Raw genomic sequence first — 18,720 nt, 5'->3', positions numbered from 1 at the left:
ACATGTTACATGACGAATTAAAATTTCCCGCCTAAAGATTGCTCCATCATCCCATCATTAGACTTATCACTTTGGATACGCCAGCTCCATTTTCGTCAAATGGTCCTTGTGACCAACGATGATCAGCACATCCCCATCCTCGATCCGATCCTCGGCATACGGAGAGATATTCATCGAATTTCCACTGCGGATCGCCATTACGTTACATCCAAAACGTGCACGAATATTGAGCTCCAGCAGATTTTTACCAATCATTTGCTCAGACGCTCTCATCTCCAGAATGCTGTAATCCTCAGATAACTCAATGTAATCAAGAATATTGGGAGATGTCAGATGATGGGCTACACGCAGTCCCATATCCCGCTCAGGGTAAATGACCTTGTCCGCACCGATCTTCTGCAATACTTTACCATGAAGCTCATTTTGTGCTTTTACGATGAGAACAGGCACACCCATATCCTTCAGAATAAGGGTCGTAAGAATACTCGACTGAATATCTTCACCAATCGCCACAACGACGACATCAAAATTCCGTATGCCCAGCGCCCGCAGCGCTTCTTCATCCGTTGAATCTGCCGATACGGCATGTGTCACCACATTGGACATTTCCTGTGTCCGCTGCTCGTCCGCATCAATTGCCAGTACGTCGAATCCCATACCGCTCAGCGCATTGGCTACACTTGAACCAAACCGTCCCATGCCAATTACGGCATATTGTTTCTTTGCCATTAGGGTCTAACCTCCCGCTGCACTTCAGCATTACGCATCTATTGTTAGTCGCTTTTCAATTAAGGGGTGAATATTCACTTAAATATCCTTCGTAGTATACCACAAAGCCCAATAAACTTGAATGCGCTCACGCTTCCTAGGGAACAGTATTAGAGCAGCCGAATATACGAGGAGGGACTTGCGATGCCAATTACATTAAGCCTGCGTGAAGCGATTGTTCATAAGGTTCATGACAAAAGTGATGATCAGCTCCGGGAGATGATCGAAGGTTCTGTAGATGGACCGGAAGCAGCATTACCCGGACTTGGTGCCATTTTCGAAATGATCTGGAAGAACACCGAACCTGCGAAGCAGGAAGAATTAATCCAAATCGCGCAGGAGCATCTGCACACCATTCCCGTTCAACCCATCAGTTAACTGAAGCCTTGGAGGGAAAGGTACCATCATCACGTTGTTCTGTCTGCAAAAGAAAGCTTTTGTCTCATTGGTCTGGATCATACCCTGCTCCAAGAGCAAGGTAATTAATCCCCCGTAGACTAATTAGGCTCCCCTAACCCAAACAAGGTACAGCCACTGAGAAAAACTCAGGAAGCTGTACCTTGTTTGTATATGTCTGATGCTCCTAAGAAAATCAGTCGCCGCTGGAAAAAGATGATCAATTAAATAATTTAGCGATTTTATCAAACAATGCCGATATTTCTTCATCCCCAGCAGTGGTGGTGTCCGTATTTCCCCATACGTTCTTAAGTGCAGAAATCAGATCATTTTCTTCATCCTCACCCGAAGATGCTGACTCTGATCCCACGCTGGAAATGAGATTTTGCAACTCACGCAGCAAAGATTTCTGTTCATCCACAGTAAGCTTATTGTTCAATGTGCTATCTTCATTTTCCTCGTTAGCAGTGTCTTGAATATTCCATGCAAATGGCGGCATAATCCCTCCCATAGCTTGCATCATTGGAGGTGTTCCATTGCGATCCGAACGCAACGAATCATTTGCGGGTGGAGGTTCAGGACGTTGACTTTGGAGCATTTCAGCTACCTGATCAAATAGATCGGATATATCCTCGTCCGTTGCTGCTGAGAGATCCTGACTGGATAACAAGTCAGATATTGAAACCAACGGGTTCACCGTGCTGTCAGCACTGTCATCTGTTGCTGCTGAAGCGCCCGATGAAGTCAGGTAACTTTGCAGATCAGATAACAGTGATTTCTGTTGATCCGTAGTCAGTATAAACGCGTCCTCGCTTCGATTGTACGTTCTGCTGTAGTTTTCTGTTGAGAGTGGGGACTGTACCCCTCCGGCATATTCTGCAAATTCTTTACTTAATTCAAGTGAATCAGCGGCCTTTCTTTGTGCAGTGTCGTAGTCCAGGCTATTTAACTTGTTTTCGTTTGCCTTTACTGAATGATCATAGGACGTTGTGATCGCATGCCTGTTAATGGATAGTGACAAATAGTTCTCCTCTCTCTGTGTACATAAATGAGTAGCCGTACCGTACACTCCAATTTCATCGGCAGCCAAACTGAATTTAACCTGAGAGCAGACTGAATGATGACTGAATGTTATTCTCTCTTCTCCCTTTTACTTGAAGCCTGAGTAATACATAGAGCTAAAATTGAACGACAAAAATGACCTAACCCCCTCGAATCAGGAATTTAGGTCATTTTCTTCTGCTGTCTTTAGTATTGTAGGAAAAATCGGCTTATGGAGCTGTCTCCAGGAATTTCGCTGTCGGATTTTTGTCCATTGCGGTTCTCATCGCGTATTCATTTTCGAACAGTACAACATAGTTCCCCTTTTTATCTTTCACCAGAGCGGAGTTGATCCGGAATTTACTTGGGTCCAGATTCTCGTCCACGATCCAGCGAGCGAATTGATAAGGCATACGCTGTAACTGCACGTCTACCCCATATTCGCCTTTCATCCGGTATTCAAATACCTCGAATTGCAGCTGACCTACTACGCCGAGCAATGTCTCGTCGAAGCTCACCGTGTTGAACACCTGAATCGTACCTTCTTCGGTCAACTGGTCAATCCCTTTTTGATACTGTTTATGTTTCAATGCATTTTTAACGGTAACTTTGGCAAAAATCTCAGGTGAGAACGTAGGCAATTCGTCGAAAATAACCTCGCTGCCTTGGCTCAATGAATCGCCAATCCGGAAGATACCCGGATCGAATAGACCAATAATATCCCCTGCATAAGCCTCTTCTATAATATCCCGATCCTGTGCCAAGAATTGCTGTGGCTGTGACAGTTTGATCTCTTTACCCACACGATTATGCTTCACACTCATACCGCGTTGGAACTTACCGGATACGATCCGCAGGAATGCGATACGATCCCGGTGTGCCGGGTTCATGTTTGCCTGGATTTTGAAGACGTAACCGCTGAATTTCTCATTCGTCGGCTCAATCTCACCCGCTGTGCTGCGACGTGGTTCCGGCTTCGGTGCGAGCTGCAGGAAGTTCTCCAGGAACGTCTGCACGCCGAAGTTATTGATCGCACTACCGAAGAATACAGGGGTCAGTTCACCGCGCTGTACCTTCTCCATATCGAACTGGTCTCCTGCAACATCCAGAAGCTCCAGGTCCTGACACAGTTGATCATGCAGATAATCTCCTGCCATCTCACGAATGATCGGATCTTCATAACCTTCTACCTTTTGAACTTTAATCGTCGAGTGATCGTCCCCTTGGAACAACTCCACCTGACTTTTCATCCGGTCATACACACCACACAGCTCACGACCTGTACCAATCGGCCAATTCATCGGTACGGAGCGAATCCCCAGTACGTTTTCGAGTTCTTCCATCAGATCAAATGGACTTTGTCCTTCACGGTCCAGCTTGTTGATGAATGTAAAGATCGGAATACCGCGCTTCGCACAAACCTGGAACAATTTGATCGTTTGCGCCTCGACGCCTTTTGCCACGTCAATCAACATGACCGCGCTATCGGCAGCTGTCAGTGTACGATACGTATCTTCACTGAAGTCCTGGTGACCCGGTGTATCCAAGATATTAATGCGATGACCCAGGTAATCAAACTGCATAACGGAAGAGGTTACCGATATCCCCCGTTGTTTCTCAATTTCCATCCAGTCACTTGTTGCATGTTTGCTTGCTTTCCGAGCTTTTACTGTACCGGCAAGGCGAATCGCGCCCCCGAACAGCAACAGTTTCTCGGTCAATGTCGTTTTACCCGCATCCGGGTGAGAGATAATGGCAAACGTCCGGCGTTTGTCCACTTCCTGTTGAAGAAGGTTATCTGCAGCTTTGCTCATAGATTCTATCCCTTTCGTCCGTTCATTCACGTTAATCCGGCGAGGCCGGTCTGCCATTCAATCTTTATGCAATCCGGCTATGCCGGTTGATTGTACATTTCGCATTTCGCTCACTAGGCATTTAGCATCCTATGTTAATTTTACACATTTACAACGGAGTTCATCCTCCCTAAGCATTGTGCTTCCATTCATGCCGTAGACCTGAATTATAATCCAACTTTCCTATTGTACCATAATCTTTACCGAAAATAACCGATTACGTACAGCAGATTCATCTCTTTTCCGATTGCAAAAAAAGAGCACCCTTCCGCCATCATTATGGCATCCAGGTACTCATTATTCATTTCGCTTCTCACTCTTAGAAAATTAATGCGTCCAGTGCGTATTGTCCTCCACCTGTCAAAGCCAGTGCTACACCAATTACCAGAATTGCGAGGTTATATTCAAACCCGTTCTGTGTGGACCAGTATCCATTCGCACCATGAACCTTCACAATGGCAATGACCATAGTCAGAGCAATCAGAATGCCGCCTACCGGTGTAAGCAGACCCAGAGCCAACAGCAATCCACCGCCGAATTCAGCCAAACCTGCCAGCAGTGCTACCAATGCGCCGGGCTTCATCCCCATCGATTCAAACCATCCACCTGTTCCCTTGATGCCGTATCCCCCGAACCATCCAAACAGTTTCTGAGCCCCGTGCGCCATGAACGACAATCCAATCACCAAACGAATCAACAACAATCCTACATCCAACATTTTCTTTTCCTCCATTCAATATATACAAAATAGTATTCTTAGATTAAAGATATTATGCTAAATTTTTTTCCTCATGATGTAGTTCGTAACCCCTTCACCTGGTTCACACTTTATCTCATGAATGATTACTTAGCCGATGGATTCATCGGGTTTCGTATGTCTTTGCGTAATTTCTTTATCTCTTTGTTGAGTATAAGTTATATACTTACTTTTTGTCAACAACTTAATTTTAATTATTTTAACCTTTTTATACTCTCATGTCTCCATCACAAAAAAAGCCTGGAAAGTTCGCTTATCGCGTCCTTCCCAAGCCTTAACTCAGCATTTAATTGTTCACTTGCCAGACGACGCTGTCCTCGTCCTGACCGTTCACCGGCCACCAGTGGAACCCGTCCTGCTCGAGTAGTTTTCCAGTCGCTTCCGGCCCCCACGTACCTGCTGGATACGTGCGCAGCTCTCCGTGGTTCTCTGCCCAAGCCGCCGCGATCCGGTCAACGAAGGACCATGCTGTAGCAACTTCATCCCAACGGGTAAAATAAGTGGAGTCTCCTTCTGCTGCATCATGCAGTAGACGTTCATACGCCTCCGGCGAGTTGATTCCAATCATGCAGCTCTGACAGAAGTCCATTGCAAGCGGCTGAATCTCGGAATCCGAACCCGGCTTCTTGGCATTGATTTTAATATAAATGCCTTCCATCGGATTTACCCGAATCACGAGCAAATTCGGCTCCAGCTTGTACTTTTTGCCCAGATAGACGTTGCTCGGCATGGATTTGAATTCAACCACGATCTCCGTCGTTTTCACCGGCAGACGCTTGCCTGTCCGAATATAGAATGGCACACCGGCCCAGCGGAAATTATCCACAAATACACGTGCGGCAAAGTACGTTTCCGTATTGGATTCCGGATCAACCTTGTCCTCCTGACGATAACCGGGAAGCTGCTTTCCGCGATACTCCCCTTCGGTATACTGCCCGCGCACAACGTTAGTGCTCACTTCTTCGTTAGAGGTAAACGCACGCAGAGAACGCAGTACTTTGACCTTCTCATCGCGAATGTCCTCCGGGAACAGACGACTTGGCGGCTCCATAGCAATCATCGTCAGCATCTGCAGCATATGGTTCTGTCCCATATCGCGCAATGCACCCGAGTGATCGTAGTACCCACCGCGTTCTTCCACACCGACCGTCTCACCCAAGGTAATCTGAACATTGGCAATATGTTTATTGTTCCAAAGCGGCTCGAAAAAGGCATTTCCAAAGCGTATCACTTCGATATTCTGCACCATTTCCTTGCCCAGATAGTGGTCAATCCGATAAATCTCTTCCTCACGGAACACTTCACGGATCTGCTCATTCAGATGCTCTGCAGATTGCAGATCATATCCAAATGGTTTCTCAATCACAAGTCGATTCCATCCGTGGCTCTCCAGCATTCCGCCATCACGTAAACTATATGAGACGCTACCAAACAACTCAGGTGCCAGCGCCAGATAGAACAGGCGGTTACCCGGTGTATTAAACTTCGCTTCCAGACGCTCAGTCTGCTCACGCAATTCTTTGAACCCGTCCACGTTCTTGATATCTAGTGATTTATACTCAAAATGTTCGACAAAAGCATTCCATTCATCAGGTTCCCCCGCTGGATAGCGACAGAACTCTTTAATGGATTCATAGATGTCTTCCCGGAATTCTTCTGGTGACCTCGGACGACGTGCTACGCCAATAACCGCAAAGTCTTCGGCTAACTTGCCTTCGCGGTAGAGACTGTAGATCGCCGGAAACAGCTTCCGGCGGGCCAAATCACCCGTTGCTCCAAAAATGAAAAATACTGCACCTGGTGTCTGCACTTCATCTTGCATTTGTTTTTCGACCATGGGCTCCTCTTTCTTTCCGGGAAGACATCTCCATACTCTCCCCGAGCTATGTAATGGTGTTATATACGCAACATACAACCGTCAATTACCAGCAAATTTCCTTCTTGGATGTGATGCCATTTTAGCATAAAGCCCACAGGCTTGCACTAATTTTCCCGAGAAATTTTATCAATATTTTTCCACTATTCATGGAAATTTCATCTATAAAAATTCATGATCAAGCTTATAAATTCGCTTTAATATGGTATTAATATTCAATCGTGATTACCGGGAAACCTATTGTAACTCGATTAATTCCTTGCTCGTCATCCTGGTGTACCGCCAGCTGCATGTTCAAGTGATGCGAACCGCTCCTGATCGCTATGGGCAGATCCGATGCCTCATAAGATACGCTGGCAGTGCTGTTATCCGTATAACGTTCTAACGCTCGCATGTCCATATCTCCAGACAATTGTTCCTCGATATGCTGCACTTGACCGCTGGCGTCACTTACTGTTGCCTCTGTGCCTTGTACAGCGAAATTCCATGCTGCCTTCATTCCTGAGTCTGTAAGCAACTGGGATACCTGTTCATGTAATGCGGTCAATAAACGCCGGTCTGTATATTCATTGCCTGATAACTGAACGATAGCGTAATATTCGTTTTCCCCTGTAACGACAACATTGACCAGAATACCTGCCTGATGAGCATCAGCAACCCGCTCACTGCGATACACATCATGCCCTGTCTGAAGAACGCGTTCAGGCTGTTGCAAGCCCAGCTGGTGAGCGAGCAGTTCCGCTTGCTCCTTTGCGTCTCCATGGCCTTCACCTTGCCATTTGATGACTAGACGCTCCACATAATCAATGGCTGTATCTGCGGTCTTTATCAATTGCTCCAGCTTGTCTGCTTCGGATTCCGTCTTTTCAGCGTACACATGAGTCATGCCTACAAGTATAATGATTGCCAATGCCAGTATGCCTGCCGTCATCCATCGATTTAACATTCGAATCCTCCGCTCTTTCTTGCATTCTATGAATCTATCAACAGCATGCCCCCATTCCTCATTTGCTAAACTTCTTTTTGACATACAAAAAAAGCCCCATCACCCCTCTTTCCTGGCTGATCGGACCTCTAATAACAAAGCATGGGTAGAACAATGCTTCCGCATGCGATTTCCCTCGGTTCACTTCGTTCCCTGAACTACTCTAATATCCAATGGAGCATGCTTAAAACGAGCACTTCACGTCCTACTCCGCAAGTCCATTCTTATATGCATAAATGGCTGCCTGTGTACGGTCATCCACGCCAAGTTTGGCAAGTATGTTCGTCACATGGAACTTGACCGTCTTGATTCCAATAATCAGATCATCTGCGATGTCTTGGTTTGACTTACCTTTGGCAACCAACCGAAGTACATCCATCTCCCGATCAGTCAATTCCTCATGAGCAGGTGTGGCTGCCTGTGGCTGTCGGAAACGATTCATCATTTTGGAAGCCACTTGTGACTCCAGAACCGACTGCCCCCGAGCTGCAGCACGGATCGCATCTGCTACCTCATTGGCTCTGGATGTTTTCAGCAGATAGCTGAAAGCTCCTGCCTCAATGACCGGATACATTTTTTCATCATCCAGATAACTGGTCAGCACAATGACCTTGCATTCCGGATACATTTTGAGCAGCTGCCGGGTGGCTTCAATCCCGTCCATTCCTTCCATCACAAGATCCATCAGGACTACATCAGGTTTATACTCCTGTGCCAGTCGGATGCCTTCCTCACCGCTGCCAGCTTCCCCCACCACTTCAATACCATCTTCGGTATCCAGTACCGCAGCGAGGCCAATGCGTACCATCTCATGATCATCCACGAGCAACACTTTGATCGACGTTTCCGCTTCCGTCTCTATTCCCATCTCCATTGACATGTTCTTCCTCGCTTTCATCGTTCATCAAAGGTATTGTAATCTCAATTCGTGTCCCTTTGCCCGGCGCCGTTACAAATTGAATGGCTCCGCCAATTTCAGTTACACGTTCACGCATATTGGTCAGACCATAGGAAGCCTGTTTCTGATCGTCGAGATCAAATCCCTGACCATCATCACGAATCAGTACCCGAATGGCATCCATCCGGCGCTGAATCCGAATTTCCATCTTTTCCGCCTTTGCATGACGTAATGTATTGGACATCGCTTCCTGAATAATACGGAACAGATGATTTTCAATGCCTTTGATCAAATGAATCTCTTCATCCATTTCGAGCACGATATCCATAGGTACTTTTGTTTTTAACTCCATCACCAGATCACGCAAACCTTGCTCCAGATGTTTGCCCTCCAGATAGACAGGTCGTAAATGCAACAGCAACGCTCGCATCTCGGACTGGGCTACCGACGCCATCTCTTCAATCAGGGCCACCTGGCGCTGGGCACGTGCAAAATCCTTTTCCATTCTGCGTCCAACCGCTGTAGCGGTCATTGAAATAGCGAATAGCTGCTGCGATACCGCATCATGCAACTCCCGTGCCAGCCGCTGCCGTTCCTCCACAATGGCCGTTATTCTGGCCTGTTCAGCCAGCTGCGCATTATTGGTAGACAGTCTTTGCAGAGAAGAGACCTGATCTTCCCACTTTTTGCCGATTCGTCCAAGCTGTTCACTTAATCGGCCGACATCATCAATGCCGAGGTCCGGCACAGTACGTGAGAGTGACCCCTTTTCCCATTGCAGCAGCGTCTCTCGCAACAGTTCAAGCCTTCGTTTGACCCGATAACTCTGATAGAATCCAAACGCCGCACCCATACCGATCAAGAGTAGCAGCAAGGCCAGGCCCGATTGAATCAGATGCCTCCACCCTGCAAACGGGGCAAGATAACCATATGTATACAATACATACAAGATTACAACGAGCACAATGAAAACAAGGAGGATCCCTTCACCCATACTTCGGGTTACCATGTCGGTATGTCGTTTTGTCTTCATCCGGGTCTCCTCCTTCTTCACCTATTTAACTTATTACGGATTACTGATGTTTAGGTCGCCAACAATATAAGAAATGACAAATTTTGCTTTATGTTCACTGGACTCATATCCAGGAGTTCTCCATACCAATTTGTTCATCATGCCACTATCCTGTTCGCCATTGACACTTATCCGCCCAAAAAGTACCGTCGCCTCAATCTCAACACCATAATCTTCAGGCAGCGTCAGACGAACATTTCCCATAACACCTTGCAAAAGTACAATCGTTTGTTTTTCTTCCGGAATGGACAGGGACAAATCCGCATTAACTTCACCCAAGGCATGCCATAGACTCATGCTTCGCAATGTCCAAGGTGTCTGATCCCAATAGTAACGAGCCATAAAATTTTGTTTGCGCATGACATTCCCATGCAGATGAATCTTTTTATTTTTGGAATAAAAATAGGCCAGTGAAGCGAGTACCATCAAAAATACAATCATTAGATTATCGAGCAGCAGCAGAGCGGCTCCAATACCCAGACATCGATAGCCTTTGTGTGTGTCACCCTTTCGAACTTGTACCATACCTATCGTTAACAGAATCAGTGCGGCGACGGTTAGCAGGTTAATATTTCGGTTCAGTAACATGAGCATGCCGATGACAATGATTACAACAGCAAGCCATTGACCCTTCTTATTCATCTCTGCCGCACCTCCTCTGTAAGTTAATCTTCCCAATTCGACGGAAAAGCCATATCAGGCATTGAACACCTGTATGGCTTAACCTTTGTTCTAGAAACCGTTCTTTATTCACGATTTATAGAATATCATATTGTCTGCTGAGCGAACAGTTATTCTTTTGAAGTACCGCCCGTTTCATTCTTGGCACCATTGCCGATTTTGTTTTTCAGAGCTTGCAGTTGTTGATCCACTTTGAATTGTTTTTCAGTATCAACAGGATTGGTGTACGTAGATTGTGTATTACGATAAGGTGCGCGGATCACATCAGCTTCTGCTTCCATTTGCATGATTTTCTCTTCCATGCGGTGGAATCCAAGGGATGCGCCACCACTCTCAATGGAGTGCAAGCTGTTGATTTGAGACATTTGTTTTTTGGCTTTCGCCATTTGTGCACGGGATACGAGTTCATTACGTTTGTTACGCATTTTATAGAACTCATCTTTCATGTCATGCAGCTGCTGCAGCAAATCTTTCGCTTGAGCTTCAGACTGTGCATGAAGTTCTCTGTACTCCGTGATTTTTTGATCGAAGTAGATTTTCTCTTCCAGCAATTTACGTGCCACTTCTTCCTGACCATTAGCCAGTGCAGCCTCTGCCTGAGACTCACGTTGTACCGATGTGCGCTCTGCTTCGTCCAGACGTTGTTTCATGCGACGCTCGTTCGCCATTTGTTTGGCGACGGTTACCTCTGCCTCATGAATTTCAGCCTCCATATCACGCAAGTACTGGTTCAACATTACAATCGGGTCTTCCACTTTATCCAACATATCATTTACCGACGCTTTAGTCATATCCTTAATCCGTTTAAATACTCCCATTTTACTTTTCTCCCTTCTCGTAACGAGATAATTTTTGGCGAAGCTCTTCCACTTCTTTTTTCAATGCTTTTTTCTCAATATCTTTCATCATGGAATCAAGTTCACTCTCTTGCTGTGACCCTGCTCCGTAAGCGTTATTGTCGTAAGAACGTGGGCCAGACTGAGGTCTGCTGTTGTAGCCTGGGCCCGGACCGAAGTTTCCAGGACCTTGGTTACGGTTGTTTTGGAAAGGACCTCTTGGCGGCTCATGATCGTAGTTGTTGTATCCTCTACCAGGACCGGGGCCCGGGCCGTATGGATCATAAGGTGGATACGGTTCTTTCGGTACCACCAGTGCTGCGATGAAGTAGATTAACAACGACGTGCCGCCAGTGACGAAGATACTGATGACGAAGATGATCCGTAGCAGCGTGGAATCCATGCCGATGGCTTCAGAGATTCCGCCAATCAAGCCGGTCATCATTCGGTCACGCGTTGAGCGGTATAATTTGCTCATGTGCTTACTCCTTTCGTTTACTTGTATCCTCTTACGTGATCAGCACCATAAGTGTATGGATCAGCGTGTTGGGATTCTTTTGGCACTACCAATGCAGCGATGAAGTAGATCAGCAATGATGTACCCCCCGTAGCGAAAATACTGATGAAGAAAATGATACGCAGCAGCGTGGAACTAAATCCAAGGTTTTCAGAGATGCCGCCGATCAAACCTGTCAGCATACGATTGCGCGATGAGCGGTAAAGTTTATTCATGTGTCTACTCCTTTCTGTCATTGTTTAGCTTTTGTTTCAGCCGCTCCAGTTCTTTATCCAGCGTAGAGGATGACATAGTGCCAGAAGTTCCTGCCCCATCCTGACTCATACGCCGTAAATCCCGGAGACTTTGTGCCTCATATTCGAGATCAGAAACCTGGTCGTCCAGTCGGTTGAACATACGGGGTACATTCTGACCGTTGTAATGACCTCTCTGATTCATTCGTTGCTGCAATTGGATCGTCTGCATACGAGCGTAATAATATTGGCGCTTGCTGTATACATTCTGATACTCCACTTTCAGCTGGTCGATCTGTTCATCTAGCTCCTGTAAGGCCGCATTGCTTTGTGCATACAATTCATTGTATTGCTCCATTTTTTCCTCGTGGAGGATTTTCTCCTGCAAAGCCAGTTTAGCTAAATGCTCCTCGCCTGCTTTCAGAGCCATGGAAGCTTGTTCTTCCCGTTTGTGTACCATACCTGCTGCCTGATCCGCTTGTTGTTTCATTTGTCTGGTATGGGTTGCATATTGATGACGAAGCTTCTCGGCTTCACCGATGTCTTGGCGGGTCGAGACCAGAAACTGATCAATCAGTTTGACTGGATCCTGACTTTGCTCCAAATGTTCATTCAAATTAGCTACGGTAATATCCCGCATTCGACGAAATACACTCATTTTGTTCTGTCCTCCTTTTCATAATCGTGAAAGCTTAGTAACGGCCACGACGACTGCGATTATTACTCAACATGGAGAATCCGAAGATAATTAACCCAATCGCGATGATCGGTCCGATCAGCCAGGCCAGTTTACCCAGCAATGAGAGGATACCGATGAAGAGAACAATCCATCCAATCAGTACATTTCCTCGTTTAACTCCGTAATACCCAAGCGCAATCATCAGAATCGGAATGAGATAACCCATTAAATGTCCAAGTAGAGGAGTTAACTTTCCGAAAAGGAGGAGTGCACCCAGTGCGATCAGTACAATCGCCCAGCCATTTCCTTTATTCCATCTCATAATTATTGTTCACCACCCTTTCGGTTCATTAATTTTGATTTGTGTGTTTGTTAGTTCGTTTGTTTCTTGTTTAACCTTATGTCCTTATTCTAGGGTAAACTGCGACTTTTCAAAACAGACCGTGGACGGTTTTTCATCCTAGACTCAGGTCGGGGATCAGGTTGGACCTTTGACTGTCCCTGGATCAGACCAACGACTACTGTACCGAATAAATGCCTTAGATATCTCTATTAGCTTTCTTCGAACCCGTCTCACCCCGTATAAATATGACGTCTATACCTCTTATCTACGTTCTTCCTCAACTGACGTTTCCCATTACACCTTCCATAAAAGTCAGACAAACCGAAATACATTTTTGAACCTTATTCCTCATCTCAATTCCCCAAAGATTTTTATTACTTTTTTATCCAAATAAACAAAATTTAGATTATTATATATGTAAGCGTTTTCTAAAATAGGAAGTGTTACTAATCCAAAAGTCAGGAGTGGACCTGTGCGATCATTCAGCTATCTACATAAAATGAAAGTCTTCGGAATTCTGTTAAGTACCTTGCCCATTCTGTTGACTGGAGTCACCGCTTTTATGTATTCTTCGAAACAAACGGAGCTGCATCGTGCTCAAGCCAATAAACAACTGTTAATCCAAATGCAAACCAATGTGGAGCACAAACTTGCAACCGTAAGCTATATGCTCGATCAGGCCGTTCGGTCACCGGACACGCTCCATTCTCTGTCCTCCTCTTCGTCGGTACAAGGCACCGGTCCTTTGTTTGCCGAGAAGTTACAGACTGAATTCAAGAATATGAGATCATGGGAGCCTCTAATGGATATTACACTCGTAAATCAGACACAGGATTGGCTTATCGATCATGCTGGCCTTTACCTTAATGCTGATTTTCCAATGGCTTTGCCTATGAAAGACTTGTTATCGAACACACTTACGTCCGGTTGGCAGCTTACACCTTCATCCGTGTTTAACAATAATGAACGCGCAGTGCATTCAGGCTGCATCTACCATATTGCACTTGCCAGATCGATACCCAATGTAAATGCTTCTGATGCTGCCCTGATTGCGGGAATTCCTGCATGTACACTGCAAAAACCACTGGAAGAGGATTCTCCAGACAACGCTGCCGCCGGACTCATCATTTTGAATCGTGAACAACGGATCATGGTCCATCCCGATCCCAAATATATAGGTCAACCAGTGGCTGCAGCAGGAATAAAAGATAGCGAATCGGGAACCAATTTTAGTGAGCTGTTATCCATACGTGGATTTGCTGCCTCTTCAGGCCAACGGGAGGTACGTATTGCAGATACACATTACTCGCTGTTCTATACGCATTCTGCTCTAAAAGGGTGGACATATATTCTCATTTCGCCTACGAATATTCTAACTCACGAGTATGTTCGGATTGGGTTACACACCATATATATCAGTGCTGCCTTGTTAGTGCTTTCAGTGCTGCTCTCATGGATTGGTTCGAAACAAATGCATATTCCGATTCGCAAACTTCTTATACAACTCGGTGACAAACGCTTACCTAAAGATCGCCTTGAAATCAAGTCTGCACTTCATATGGATGAATTCGAGCAAATCAGAGCCGGCGTTTCCCAGCTATCCGCATCCCAATCCCAGCTTGAAAACAAATTAAATCAATATAAGCTGCAGATCCGCACTCATTTTCTAATTAACCTGGTCCTGGGCAAAATTGCACCGTCGACTCTTCATGACATGATCATAGACAATGGTTATGGTTCGCAGCTTCAAGAGTGGCAACAAATAGCCGTCATTGCAGTCCAGGCCGATCTCGTGAATCATACCAAATATAATGCCAAGGATCGTGATCTGTTGCTGTTTGCCGTTCAGAATATACTGGAGGAGAGTATTCATGCGGAACAACAGTTACTTCCTGTGGTATACGAGCAGGCTGTAGTTACAATCATCGGTACCGCTGAACAAGATCGTGTTCGTTTTTCACAGCATCTGTATACGTTAACGGAACAACTCCAACATCAGATCAGTGAGAGCCTTAGTCTTCAGGTAAGCATTGGCTTTAGTCAGCCCCACGCCTCCCCATTTCACATACCGCAGGCTTATACGGAGGCCCTTGAAGCGCTTAAACATCGAATGAAGCTGGGGGCAGGCATTATCATTCAATTTGAGACAATAGATAACCATACTTCGCATTGGGCGCTGCCTTATCCCGAATCACTGGAGTATACGCTGATTCAAAGTATCCAAAACGCCGATGAAGCCCTGGCCCTCTCTCATCTCCATCAGTTGCTTGGAGTGCTGTTTGGCTTGGAATGCACACCGGAAGAATATCAGGTAGCCCTTACCCGATTGTTAACACATATTTTACAGATGATGCAGGAATCCGGTATACGACTGGGGCAGATCTCCAAAGGCCATGGGTCTATTTTCAATGAACTTCATGGTCTTCAGTACGCAGCTGAGGTTGAGCAATGGTTTACAGAACATATCATCATACCGATCATTCTCATCTTGAAGGAAAGACAGTACGCCCAATATCAGCACATATCCGAGAAAATGATTGCCATGATTCAACAAGAATACGATAAAGATCTAACGTTGGAGGAATGTGCATCCAGACTTCACTACAACGCGAACTACCTAAGTAGTGTGTTCCGCAAGGAAACAGGCTGTGCATTCAGTGAGTATCTGACGAAATACCGCTTTACTATGGCTAAAAAGTGGCTCGACGAAAGCGAGTTAACGGTCAAGGATATCGCCGCACGGCTTCGTTATAACAACCCGCAGAACTTTATCCGTTCTTTTCGAAAATGGGAAGGGATTACGCCCGGCCAATACCGGGAACGTAAGCAGAAGTCAAATGTATCCATGAAGCAGTAAGCAGCTCTTATGAGGATGAAATAGACGGATTATCTAATCTAACTATGAAAGATGTACTGCTATAATTTAGCCATAGAAAGTTGTTCTATATATGATCATACAAAAGGGAGCCTGTAAAACGGCTCCCTTGCAACTACTATTGAATGTAATAAATAAGAATCACATATACTGCTCAAATATTTTACTGGTCTTTGGTACGTACCACTTTCATATTCGGCTGCTCCAATTGAATCAGGATTTTACCAAACTTCCCTCCGCGTGAGAATGCAACCACTCCCTCTTTATACGTGTCTCTGATATATTGCTCAGCTAGGGCAAGTGAACCTTCATCCGTTGGCAATTCGTGCGTGCTTAGCCATTCCTGAAGCTTATCAACGACTTCTTCCACAGACATCTCAAAATAACTTGTTTCTTTAGTAATCAAGGTGGTGTAGGAATAGTCTTTCAGGTACAGCAGCTGTTGTATATAAACCATGTCCCCCTGACTGTAGGACGGATAGACACCTAGTACCTCTTTAAGCTCATCTACTAATGTGTCTTCTTTTGGCCCAGCCATTGTGCTGATATAAACATACTTTCGAGCAGTGCTGATTGCTTGTTCAATTGTTTCCCAATCTGACATGGCCGGGCACATGGAAGCAAATGCGAAGTCATATTTCTTTTCCCAGCCCTTATCGTGAATCGATATTTCCTCAAACCGTTCTGACACAATATCTATACTGGATTGCAAGGAGGGAGGAATTGCTTCTTTCATTAATGAATTGAGCAGTTCTGATGGCTCTACAGCTGTAACGGTCGCTCCTTTGATTGAAAAAGGGATCGTAAAGATTCCTGATGCTGCTCCAATGTCTAATATGGATAAATCGTTAAAATCCACTCCCTGATTTTCAATCCAGCCTATGATGCGGTCGGTTCGCTGCTTTCCCTTCTCAGTAAACGACTGTTGATGATATTCTCTGGCCCATTGTTCAAATGCCTCTGTCGCGTAAAACGCTGCGTTTTTCATATTGTATTTTAAAGTTGTGGACTGATTTCTCCACGCCTCTTCCCATACAGAAAGATCAAATAAAATATCAGAATGCGTAGATACCTGTTTTTCCTCGGACATGTTACTTCACTCCATTTCTTTGTATAAAATATAAAATTTCAAAAAGAATAATTTCTTTTTGGTTAAACATTTCTTTATGTGAATTTAAGGGAGCTTCAATATCCACGATTAAACGAAATAAATTAAAAGACTTTACATGTCTACAATATACTTATTAGTGGTATGCGTCAATACATAAACAAAAATATTTCCTTCTCCTTCTACAAACTATAATCCAAATAATATCTGCAAATAAAAAAAGCTCATTAGATTTTGCATCTAATGAGCTTTTACTTGCTTGAATACCGGCGAGAGGACTCGAACCTCCACGGTTTCCCACTCGATTTTGAGTCGAGCGCGTCTGCCATTCCGCCACGCCGGCATATGATGTTTTTGTGAAAATATACTGGAGGCGCCACCCAGATTCGAACTGGGGATAAAGCTTTTGCAGAGCTGTGCCTTACCACTTGGCTATGGCGCCACATTTTGGAGCGGACGACGGGAATCGAACCCGCGACCCTCGCCTTGGCAAGGCGATGCTCTACCGCTGAGCCACGTCCGCATAATGGCTGGGGATATAGGATTTGAACCTATGCATGACGGAGTCAAAGTCCGTTGCCTTACCGCTTGGCTAATCCCCAAAAAACAAAAGGGCGATCGAGGGGAATTGAACCCCCGAATGCCGGATCCACAAACCGGTGCGTTAACCACTTCGCCACGATCGCCATAATACAAATTGTTCTTAAAAGTTAATTGGCAGGGGCAGCAGGAATTGAACCCACACCAACGGTTTTGGAGACCGTTGTTCTACCTTTAAACTATGCCCCTAAAAACTGGTGGAGGATGATGGATTCGAACCACCGAACCCGTACGGGAGCAGATTTACAGTCTGATGCGTTTGGCCACTTCGCTAATCCTCCATAAGTGGTGCCGGCGAGAGGACTTGAACCCCCAACCTACTGATTACAAGTCAGTTGCTCTACCAGTTGAGCTACACCGGCGTATTAAGTTGTGATAAAAATGGTGGCTCGGGACGGAATCGAACCGCCGACACGAGGATTTTCAGTCCTCTGCTCTACCGACTGAGCTACCGAGCCTTAATAAAGTTTAATCTTGAAACGTTACACTTTATCTAGGGCGTTCGGTGCCATATAGCAGATTTAGTGAACAGCTTCCTCATGTAAAGATTAAAATGGCGGAACCGACGGGATTCGAACCCGCGATCTCCTGCGTGACAGGCAGGCATGTTAGGCCAACTACACCACGGTTCCAGATCACTTTCTTGAAAGAAAGTATAATTGCGGGGGCAGGATTTGAACCTGCGGCCTTCGGGTTATGAGCCCGACGAGCTACCGGGCTGCTCCACCCCGCGTCGTTATTAAAAGTAATATGGTGGAGGCTGAGGGGTTCGAACCCCCGACCCTCTGCTTGTAAGGCAGATGCTCTCCCAGCTGAGCTAAGCCTCCGAACAACACATTTATGATCTTATCATAAAACTGCTGTGAAAATCAACTTCATTTTTTGAAGTTAAATATGACCCGTAGGGGATTCGAACCCCTGTTACCTCCGTGAAAGGGAGGTGTCTTAACCCCTTGACCAACGGGCCTTACTATGGCGGAGAGAGAGGGATTCGAACCCTCGAGACGCTTGTGACGCCTACACGATTTCCAATCGTGCTCCTTCGGCCAGCTCGGACACCTCTCCATATGGCTCCCCGAACAGGGCTCGAACCTGTGACAACTCGATTAACAGTCGAGTGCTCTACCAACTGAGCTATCAGGGAATATGCTTCAGAGATTATTCTCTGAAAACTAGATCCGAAACGAAACTTGCGATGTATC

17 protein-coding genes and 15 tRNA genes are annotated in these 18,720 nt (G+C 45.6%); 2 read left to right on the top strand and 30 right to left on the bottom strand.

Annotated elements, in window-relative coordinates:
• Positions 1–66: 66 nt before the first annotated feature.
• Positions 67–729, bottom strand: a complete 663-nt coding sequence (locus Q0V21_RS25900) for a potassium channel family protein (protein WP_192270703.1) — start codon at positions 727–729, stop codon at positions 67–69.
• 183 nt (positions 730–912) lie between these two features.
• Here Q0V21_RS25900 and sspI point away from each other — a divergent pair, with 183 nt between their 5' ends.
• Entirely contained in the window at positions 913–1,146 is a 234-nt protein-coding gene (gene sspI, locus Q0V21_RS25895; protein ID WP_024634144.1) for a small acid-soluble spore protein SspI, read from the top strand.
• Positions 1,147–1,384: 238 nt separating this feature from the next.
• Here the strand turns inward: sspI and Q0V21_RS25890 are convergent, their stop codons facing one another.
• From Q0V21_RS25890 to Q0V21_RS25830, 13 genes are all read right to left on the bottom strand, one after another.
• Entirely contained in the window at positions 1,385–2,185 is an 801-nt protein-coding gene (locus Q0V21_RS25890; protein WP_301881217.1) for a hypothetical protein, read from the bottom strand.
• 250 nt (positions 2,186–2,435) lie between these two features.
• Complete coding sequence (locus tag Q0V21_RS25885; RefSeq protein ID WP_024634145.1) at positions 2,436–4,019, bottom strand: peptide chain release factor 3; 1,584 nt, start codon at positions 4,017–4,019, stop codon at positions 2,436–2,438.
• 358 nt (positions 4,020–4,377) lie between these two features.
• Complete coding sequence (locus tag Q0V21_RS25880) at positions 4,378–4,776, bottom strand: DoxX family protein (protein WP_024634146.1); 399 nt, start codon at positions 4,774–4,776, stop codon at positions 4,378–4,380.
• Positions 4,777–5,101: 325 nt separating this feature from the next.
• Positions 5,102–6,652, bottom strand: coding sequence for a glucose-6-phosphate dehydrogenase (zwf, locus tag Q0V21_RS25875; protein ID WP_301881214.1), 1,551 nt, complete (start codon positions 6,650–6,652; stop codon positions 5,102–5,104).
• A gap of 247 nt (positions 6,653–6,899) precedes the next feature.
• Entirely contained in the window at positions 6,900–7,637 is a 738-nt protein-coding gene (locus Q0V21_RS25870) for a YwmB family TATA-box binding protein (protein WP_301881213.1), read from the bottom strand.
• Positions 7,638–7,881: 244 nt separating this feature from the next.
• Positions 7,882–8,550: a response regulator transcription factor gene (locus Q0V21_RS25865; RefSeq protein ID WP_173405263.1), complete on the bottom strand. Its 669-nt coding sequence runs from the start codon at positions 8,548–8,550 to the stop codon at positions 7,882–7,884.
• Positions 8,492–9,607, bottom strand: coding sequence for a sensor histidine kinase (locus Q0V21_RS25860; protein WP_024634150.1), 1,116 nt, complete (start codon positions 9,605–9,607; stop codon positions 8,492–8,494). The genes Q0V21_RS25865 and Q0V21_RS25860 overlap by 59 nt, the downstream gene beginning before the upstream one ends.
• 33 nt (positions 9,608–9,640) lie before the next feature.
• On the bottom strand, positions 9,641–10,288 hold the full coding sequence (gene liaF, locus Q0V21_RS25855) for a cell wall-active antibiotics response protein LiaF (protein WP_024634151.1): 648 nt from the start codon (positions 10,286–10,288) through the stop codon (positions 9,641–9,643).
• Between the two features lie 149 nt (positions 10,289–10,437).
• A complete protein-coding gene (locus tag Q0V21_RS25850) occupies positions 10,438–11,145 on the bottom strand; it encodes a PspA/IM30 family protein (protein ID WP_024634152.1) in 708 nt (235 codons plus the stop codon).
• Position 11,146: 1 nt separating this feature from the next.
• Positions 11,147–11,641 carry a PspC domain-containing protein gene (locus Q0V21_RS25845; protein ID WP_024634153.1) on the bottom strand — a complete coding sequence of 165 codons (495 nt, stop codon included), beginning with the start codon at positions 11,639–11,641 and terminating at the stop codon, positions 11,147–11,149.
• A 17-nt stretch (positions 11,642–11,658) separates the two neighbouring features.
• Positions 11,659–11,895, bottom strand: a complete 237-nt coding sequence (locus Q0V21_RS25840) for a PspC domain-containing protein (protein ID WP_079348971.1) — start codon at positions 11,893–11,895, stop codon at positions 11,659–11,661.
• Positions 11,896–11,899: 4 nt separating this feature from the next.
• Complete coding sequence (locus tag Q0V21_RS25835; RefSeq protein WP_024634155.1) at positions 11,900–12,571, bottom strand: PspA/IM30 family protein; 672 nt, start codon at positions 12,569–12,571, stop codon at positions 11,900–11,902.
• A gap of 34 nt (positions 12,572–12,605) precedes the next feature.
• Positions 12,606–12,914: a LiaF transmembrane domain-containing protein gene (locus tag Q0V21_RS25830; protein WP_079348972.1), complete on the bottom strand. Its 309-nt coding sequence runs from the start codon at positions 12,912–12,914 to the stop codon at positions 12,606–12,608.
• A 493-nt stretch (positions 12,915–13,407) separates the two neighbouring features.
• Here Q0V21_RS25830 and Q0V21_RS25825 point away from each other — a divergent pair, with 493 nt between their 5' ends.
• Positions 13,408–15,792, top strand: a complete 2,385-nt coding sequence (locus Q0V21_RS25825; RefSeq protein ID WP_301881212.1) for a helix-turn-helix domain-containing protein — start codon at positions 13,408–13,410, stop codon at positions 15,790–15,792.
• A 181-nt stretch (positions 15,793–15,973) separates the two neighbouring features.
• Here Q0V21_RS25825 and Q0V21_RS25820 read toward each other — a convergent pair whose 3' ends face one another.
• The 16 genes from Q0V21_RS25820 to Q0V21_RS25745 all read right to left on the bottom strand — a co-directional run bounded on the left by Q0V21_RS25820 (position 15,974) and on the right by Q0V21_RS25745 (position 18,662).
• Positions 15,974–16,900, bottom strand: a complete 927-nt coding sequence (locus Q0V21_RS25820) for a class I SAM-dependent methyltransferase (RefSeq protein ID WP_301881211.1) — start codon at positions 16,898–16,900, stop codon at positions 15,974–15,976.
• Positions 16,901–17,182: 282 nt separating this feature from the next.
• A tRNA-Leu gene (locus tag Q0V21_RS25815) sits at positions 17,183–17,261 on the bottom strand.
• 25 nt (positions 17,262–17,286) lie between these two features.
• Positions 17,287–17,360 (bottom strand) — tRNA-Cys (locus Q0V21_RS25810).
• Between the two features lie 6 nt (positions 17,361–17,366).
• A tRNA-Gly gene (locus tag Q0V21_RS25805) sits at positions 17,367–17,441 on the bottom strand.
• A gap of 4 nt (positions 17,442–17,445) precedes the next feature.
• Positions 17,446–17,520 (bottom strand) — tRNA-Gln (locus Q0V21_RS25800).
• A gap of 11 nt (positions 17,521–17,531) precedes the next feature.
• Positions 17,532–17,604: transfer RNA gene (locus Q0V21_RS25795), tRNA-His, on the bottom strand.
• 29 nt (positions 17,605–17,633) lie between these two features.
• Positions 17,634–17,707, bottom strand: a tRNA-Trp gene (locus Q0V21_RS25790).
• Between the two features lie 6 nt (positions 17,708–17,713).
• Positions 17,714–17,799, bottom strand: a tRNA-Tyr gene (locus tag Q0V21_RS25785).
• A 5-nt stretch (positions 17,800–17,804) separates the two neighbouring features.
• Positions 17,805–17,880, bottom strand: a tRNA-Thr gene (locus Q0V21_RS25780).
• A gap of 20 nt (positions 17,881–17,900) precedes the next feature.
• Positions 17,901–17,976 (bottom strand) — tRNA-Phe (locus tag Q0V21_RS25775).
• Between the two features lie 96 nt (positions 17,977–18,072).
• A tRNA-Asp gene (locus Q0V21_RS25770) sits at positions 18,073–18,150 on the bottom strand.
• Between the two features lie 27 nt (positions 18,151–18,177).
• Positions 18,178–18,251 (bottom strand) — tRNA-Met (locus Q0V21_RS25765).
• An 18-nt stretch (positions 18,252–18,269) separates the two neighbouring features.
• Positions 18,270–18,345 (bottom strand) — tRNA-Val (locus tag Q0V21_RS25760).
• Between the two features lie 68 nt (positions 18,346–18,413).
• Positions 18,414–18,485 (bottom strand) — tRNA-Glu (locus Q0V21_RS25755).
• Positions 18,486–18,491: 6 nt separating this feature from the next.
• A tRNA-Ser gene (locus tag Q0V21_RS25750) sits at positions 18,492–18,583 on the bottom strand.
• A gap of 3 nt (positions 18,584–18,586) precedes the next feature.
• Positions 18,587–18,662, bottom strand: a tRNA-Asn gene (locus tag Q0V21_RS25745).
• Positions 18,663–18,720: the final 58 nt, after the last annotated feature.

The sequence above is a fragment of the Paenibacillus sp. 11B genome, assembly GCF_030487755.1.
In the GTDB taxonomy this organism is placed as follows: domain Bacteria; phylum Bacillota; class Bacilli; order Paenibacillales; family Paenibacillaceae; genus Paenibacillus; species Paenibacillus vandeheii.
Note: the sequence above shows the minus strand (reverse complement) of the source record. Positions and strands in the feature narration are given on the sequence as shown.

What these genes read in the sequence shown, in the direction of transcription:
- Q0V21_RS25900 (WP_192270703.1), bottom strand. Translation starts at nt 729, where the DNA reads ATGGCAAAGAAACAATATGCCGTAATTGGCATGGGACGGTTTGGTTCA.
- sspI (WP_024634144.1), top strand. Translation starts at nt 913, where the DNA reads ATGCCAATTACATTAAGCCTGCGTGAAGCGATTGTTCATAAGGTTCAT.
- Q0V21_RS25885 (WP_024634145.1), bottom strand. Translation starts at nt 4,019, where the DNA reads ATGAGCAAAGCTGCAGATAACCTTCTTCAACAGGAAGTGGACAAACGC.
- Q0V21_RS25880 (WP_024634146.1), bottom strand. Translation starts at nt 4,776, where the DNA reads ATGTTGGATGTAGGATTGTTGTTGATTCGTTTGGTGATTGGATTGTCG.
- zwf (WP_301881214.1), bottom strand. Translation starts at nt 6,652, where the DNA reads ATGGTCGAAAAACAAATGCAAGATGAAGTGCAGACACCAGGTGCAGTA.
- Q0V21_RS25870 (WP_301881213.1), bottom strand. Translation starts at nt 7,637, where the DNA reads ATGTTAAATCGATGGATGACGGCAGGCATACTGGCATTGGCAATCATT.
- Q0V21_RS25865 (WP_173405263.1), bottom strand. Translation starts at nt 8,550, where the DNA reads ATGGAGATGGGAATAGAGACGGAAGCGGAAACGTCGATCAAAGTGTTG.
- Q0V21_RS25860 (WP_024634150.1), bottom strand. Translation starts at nt 9,607, where the DNA reads ATGAAGACAAAACGACATACCGACATGGTAACCCGAAGTATGGGTGAA.
- liaF (WP_024634151.1), bottom strand. Translation starts at nt 10,288, where the DNA reads ATGAATAAGAAGGGTCAATGGCTTGCTGTTGTAATCATTGTCATCGGC.
- Q0V21_RS25850 (WP_024634152.1), bottom strand. Translation starts at nt 11,145, where the DNA reads ATGGGAGTATTTAAACGGATTAAGGATATGACTAAAGCGTCGGTAAAT.
- Q0V21_RS25845 (WP_024634153.1), bottom strand. Translation starts at nt 11,641, where the DNA reads ATGAGCAAATTATACCGCTCAACGCGTGACCGAATGATGACCGGCTTG.
- Q0V21_RS25840 (WP_079348971.1), bottom strand. Translation starts at nt 11,895, where the DNA reads ATGAATAAACTTTACCGCTCATCGCGCAATCGTATGCTGACAGGTTTG.
- Q0V21_RS25835 (WP_024634155.1), bottom strand. Translation starts at nt 12,571, where the DNA reads ATGAGTGTATTTCGTCGAATGCGGGATATTACCGTAGCTAATTTGAAT.
- Q0V21_RS25830 (WP_079348972.1), bottom strand. Translation starts at nt 12,914, where the DNA reads ATGAGATGGAATAAAGGAAATGGCTGGGCGATTGTACTGATCGCACTG.
- Q0V21_RS25820 (WP_301881211.1), bottom strand. Translation starts at nt 16,900, where the DNA reads ATGTCCGAGGAAAAACAGGTATCTACGCATTCTGATATTTTATTTGAT.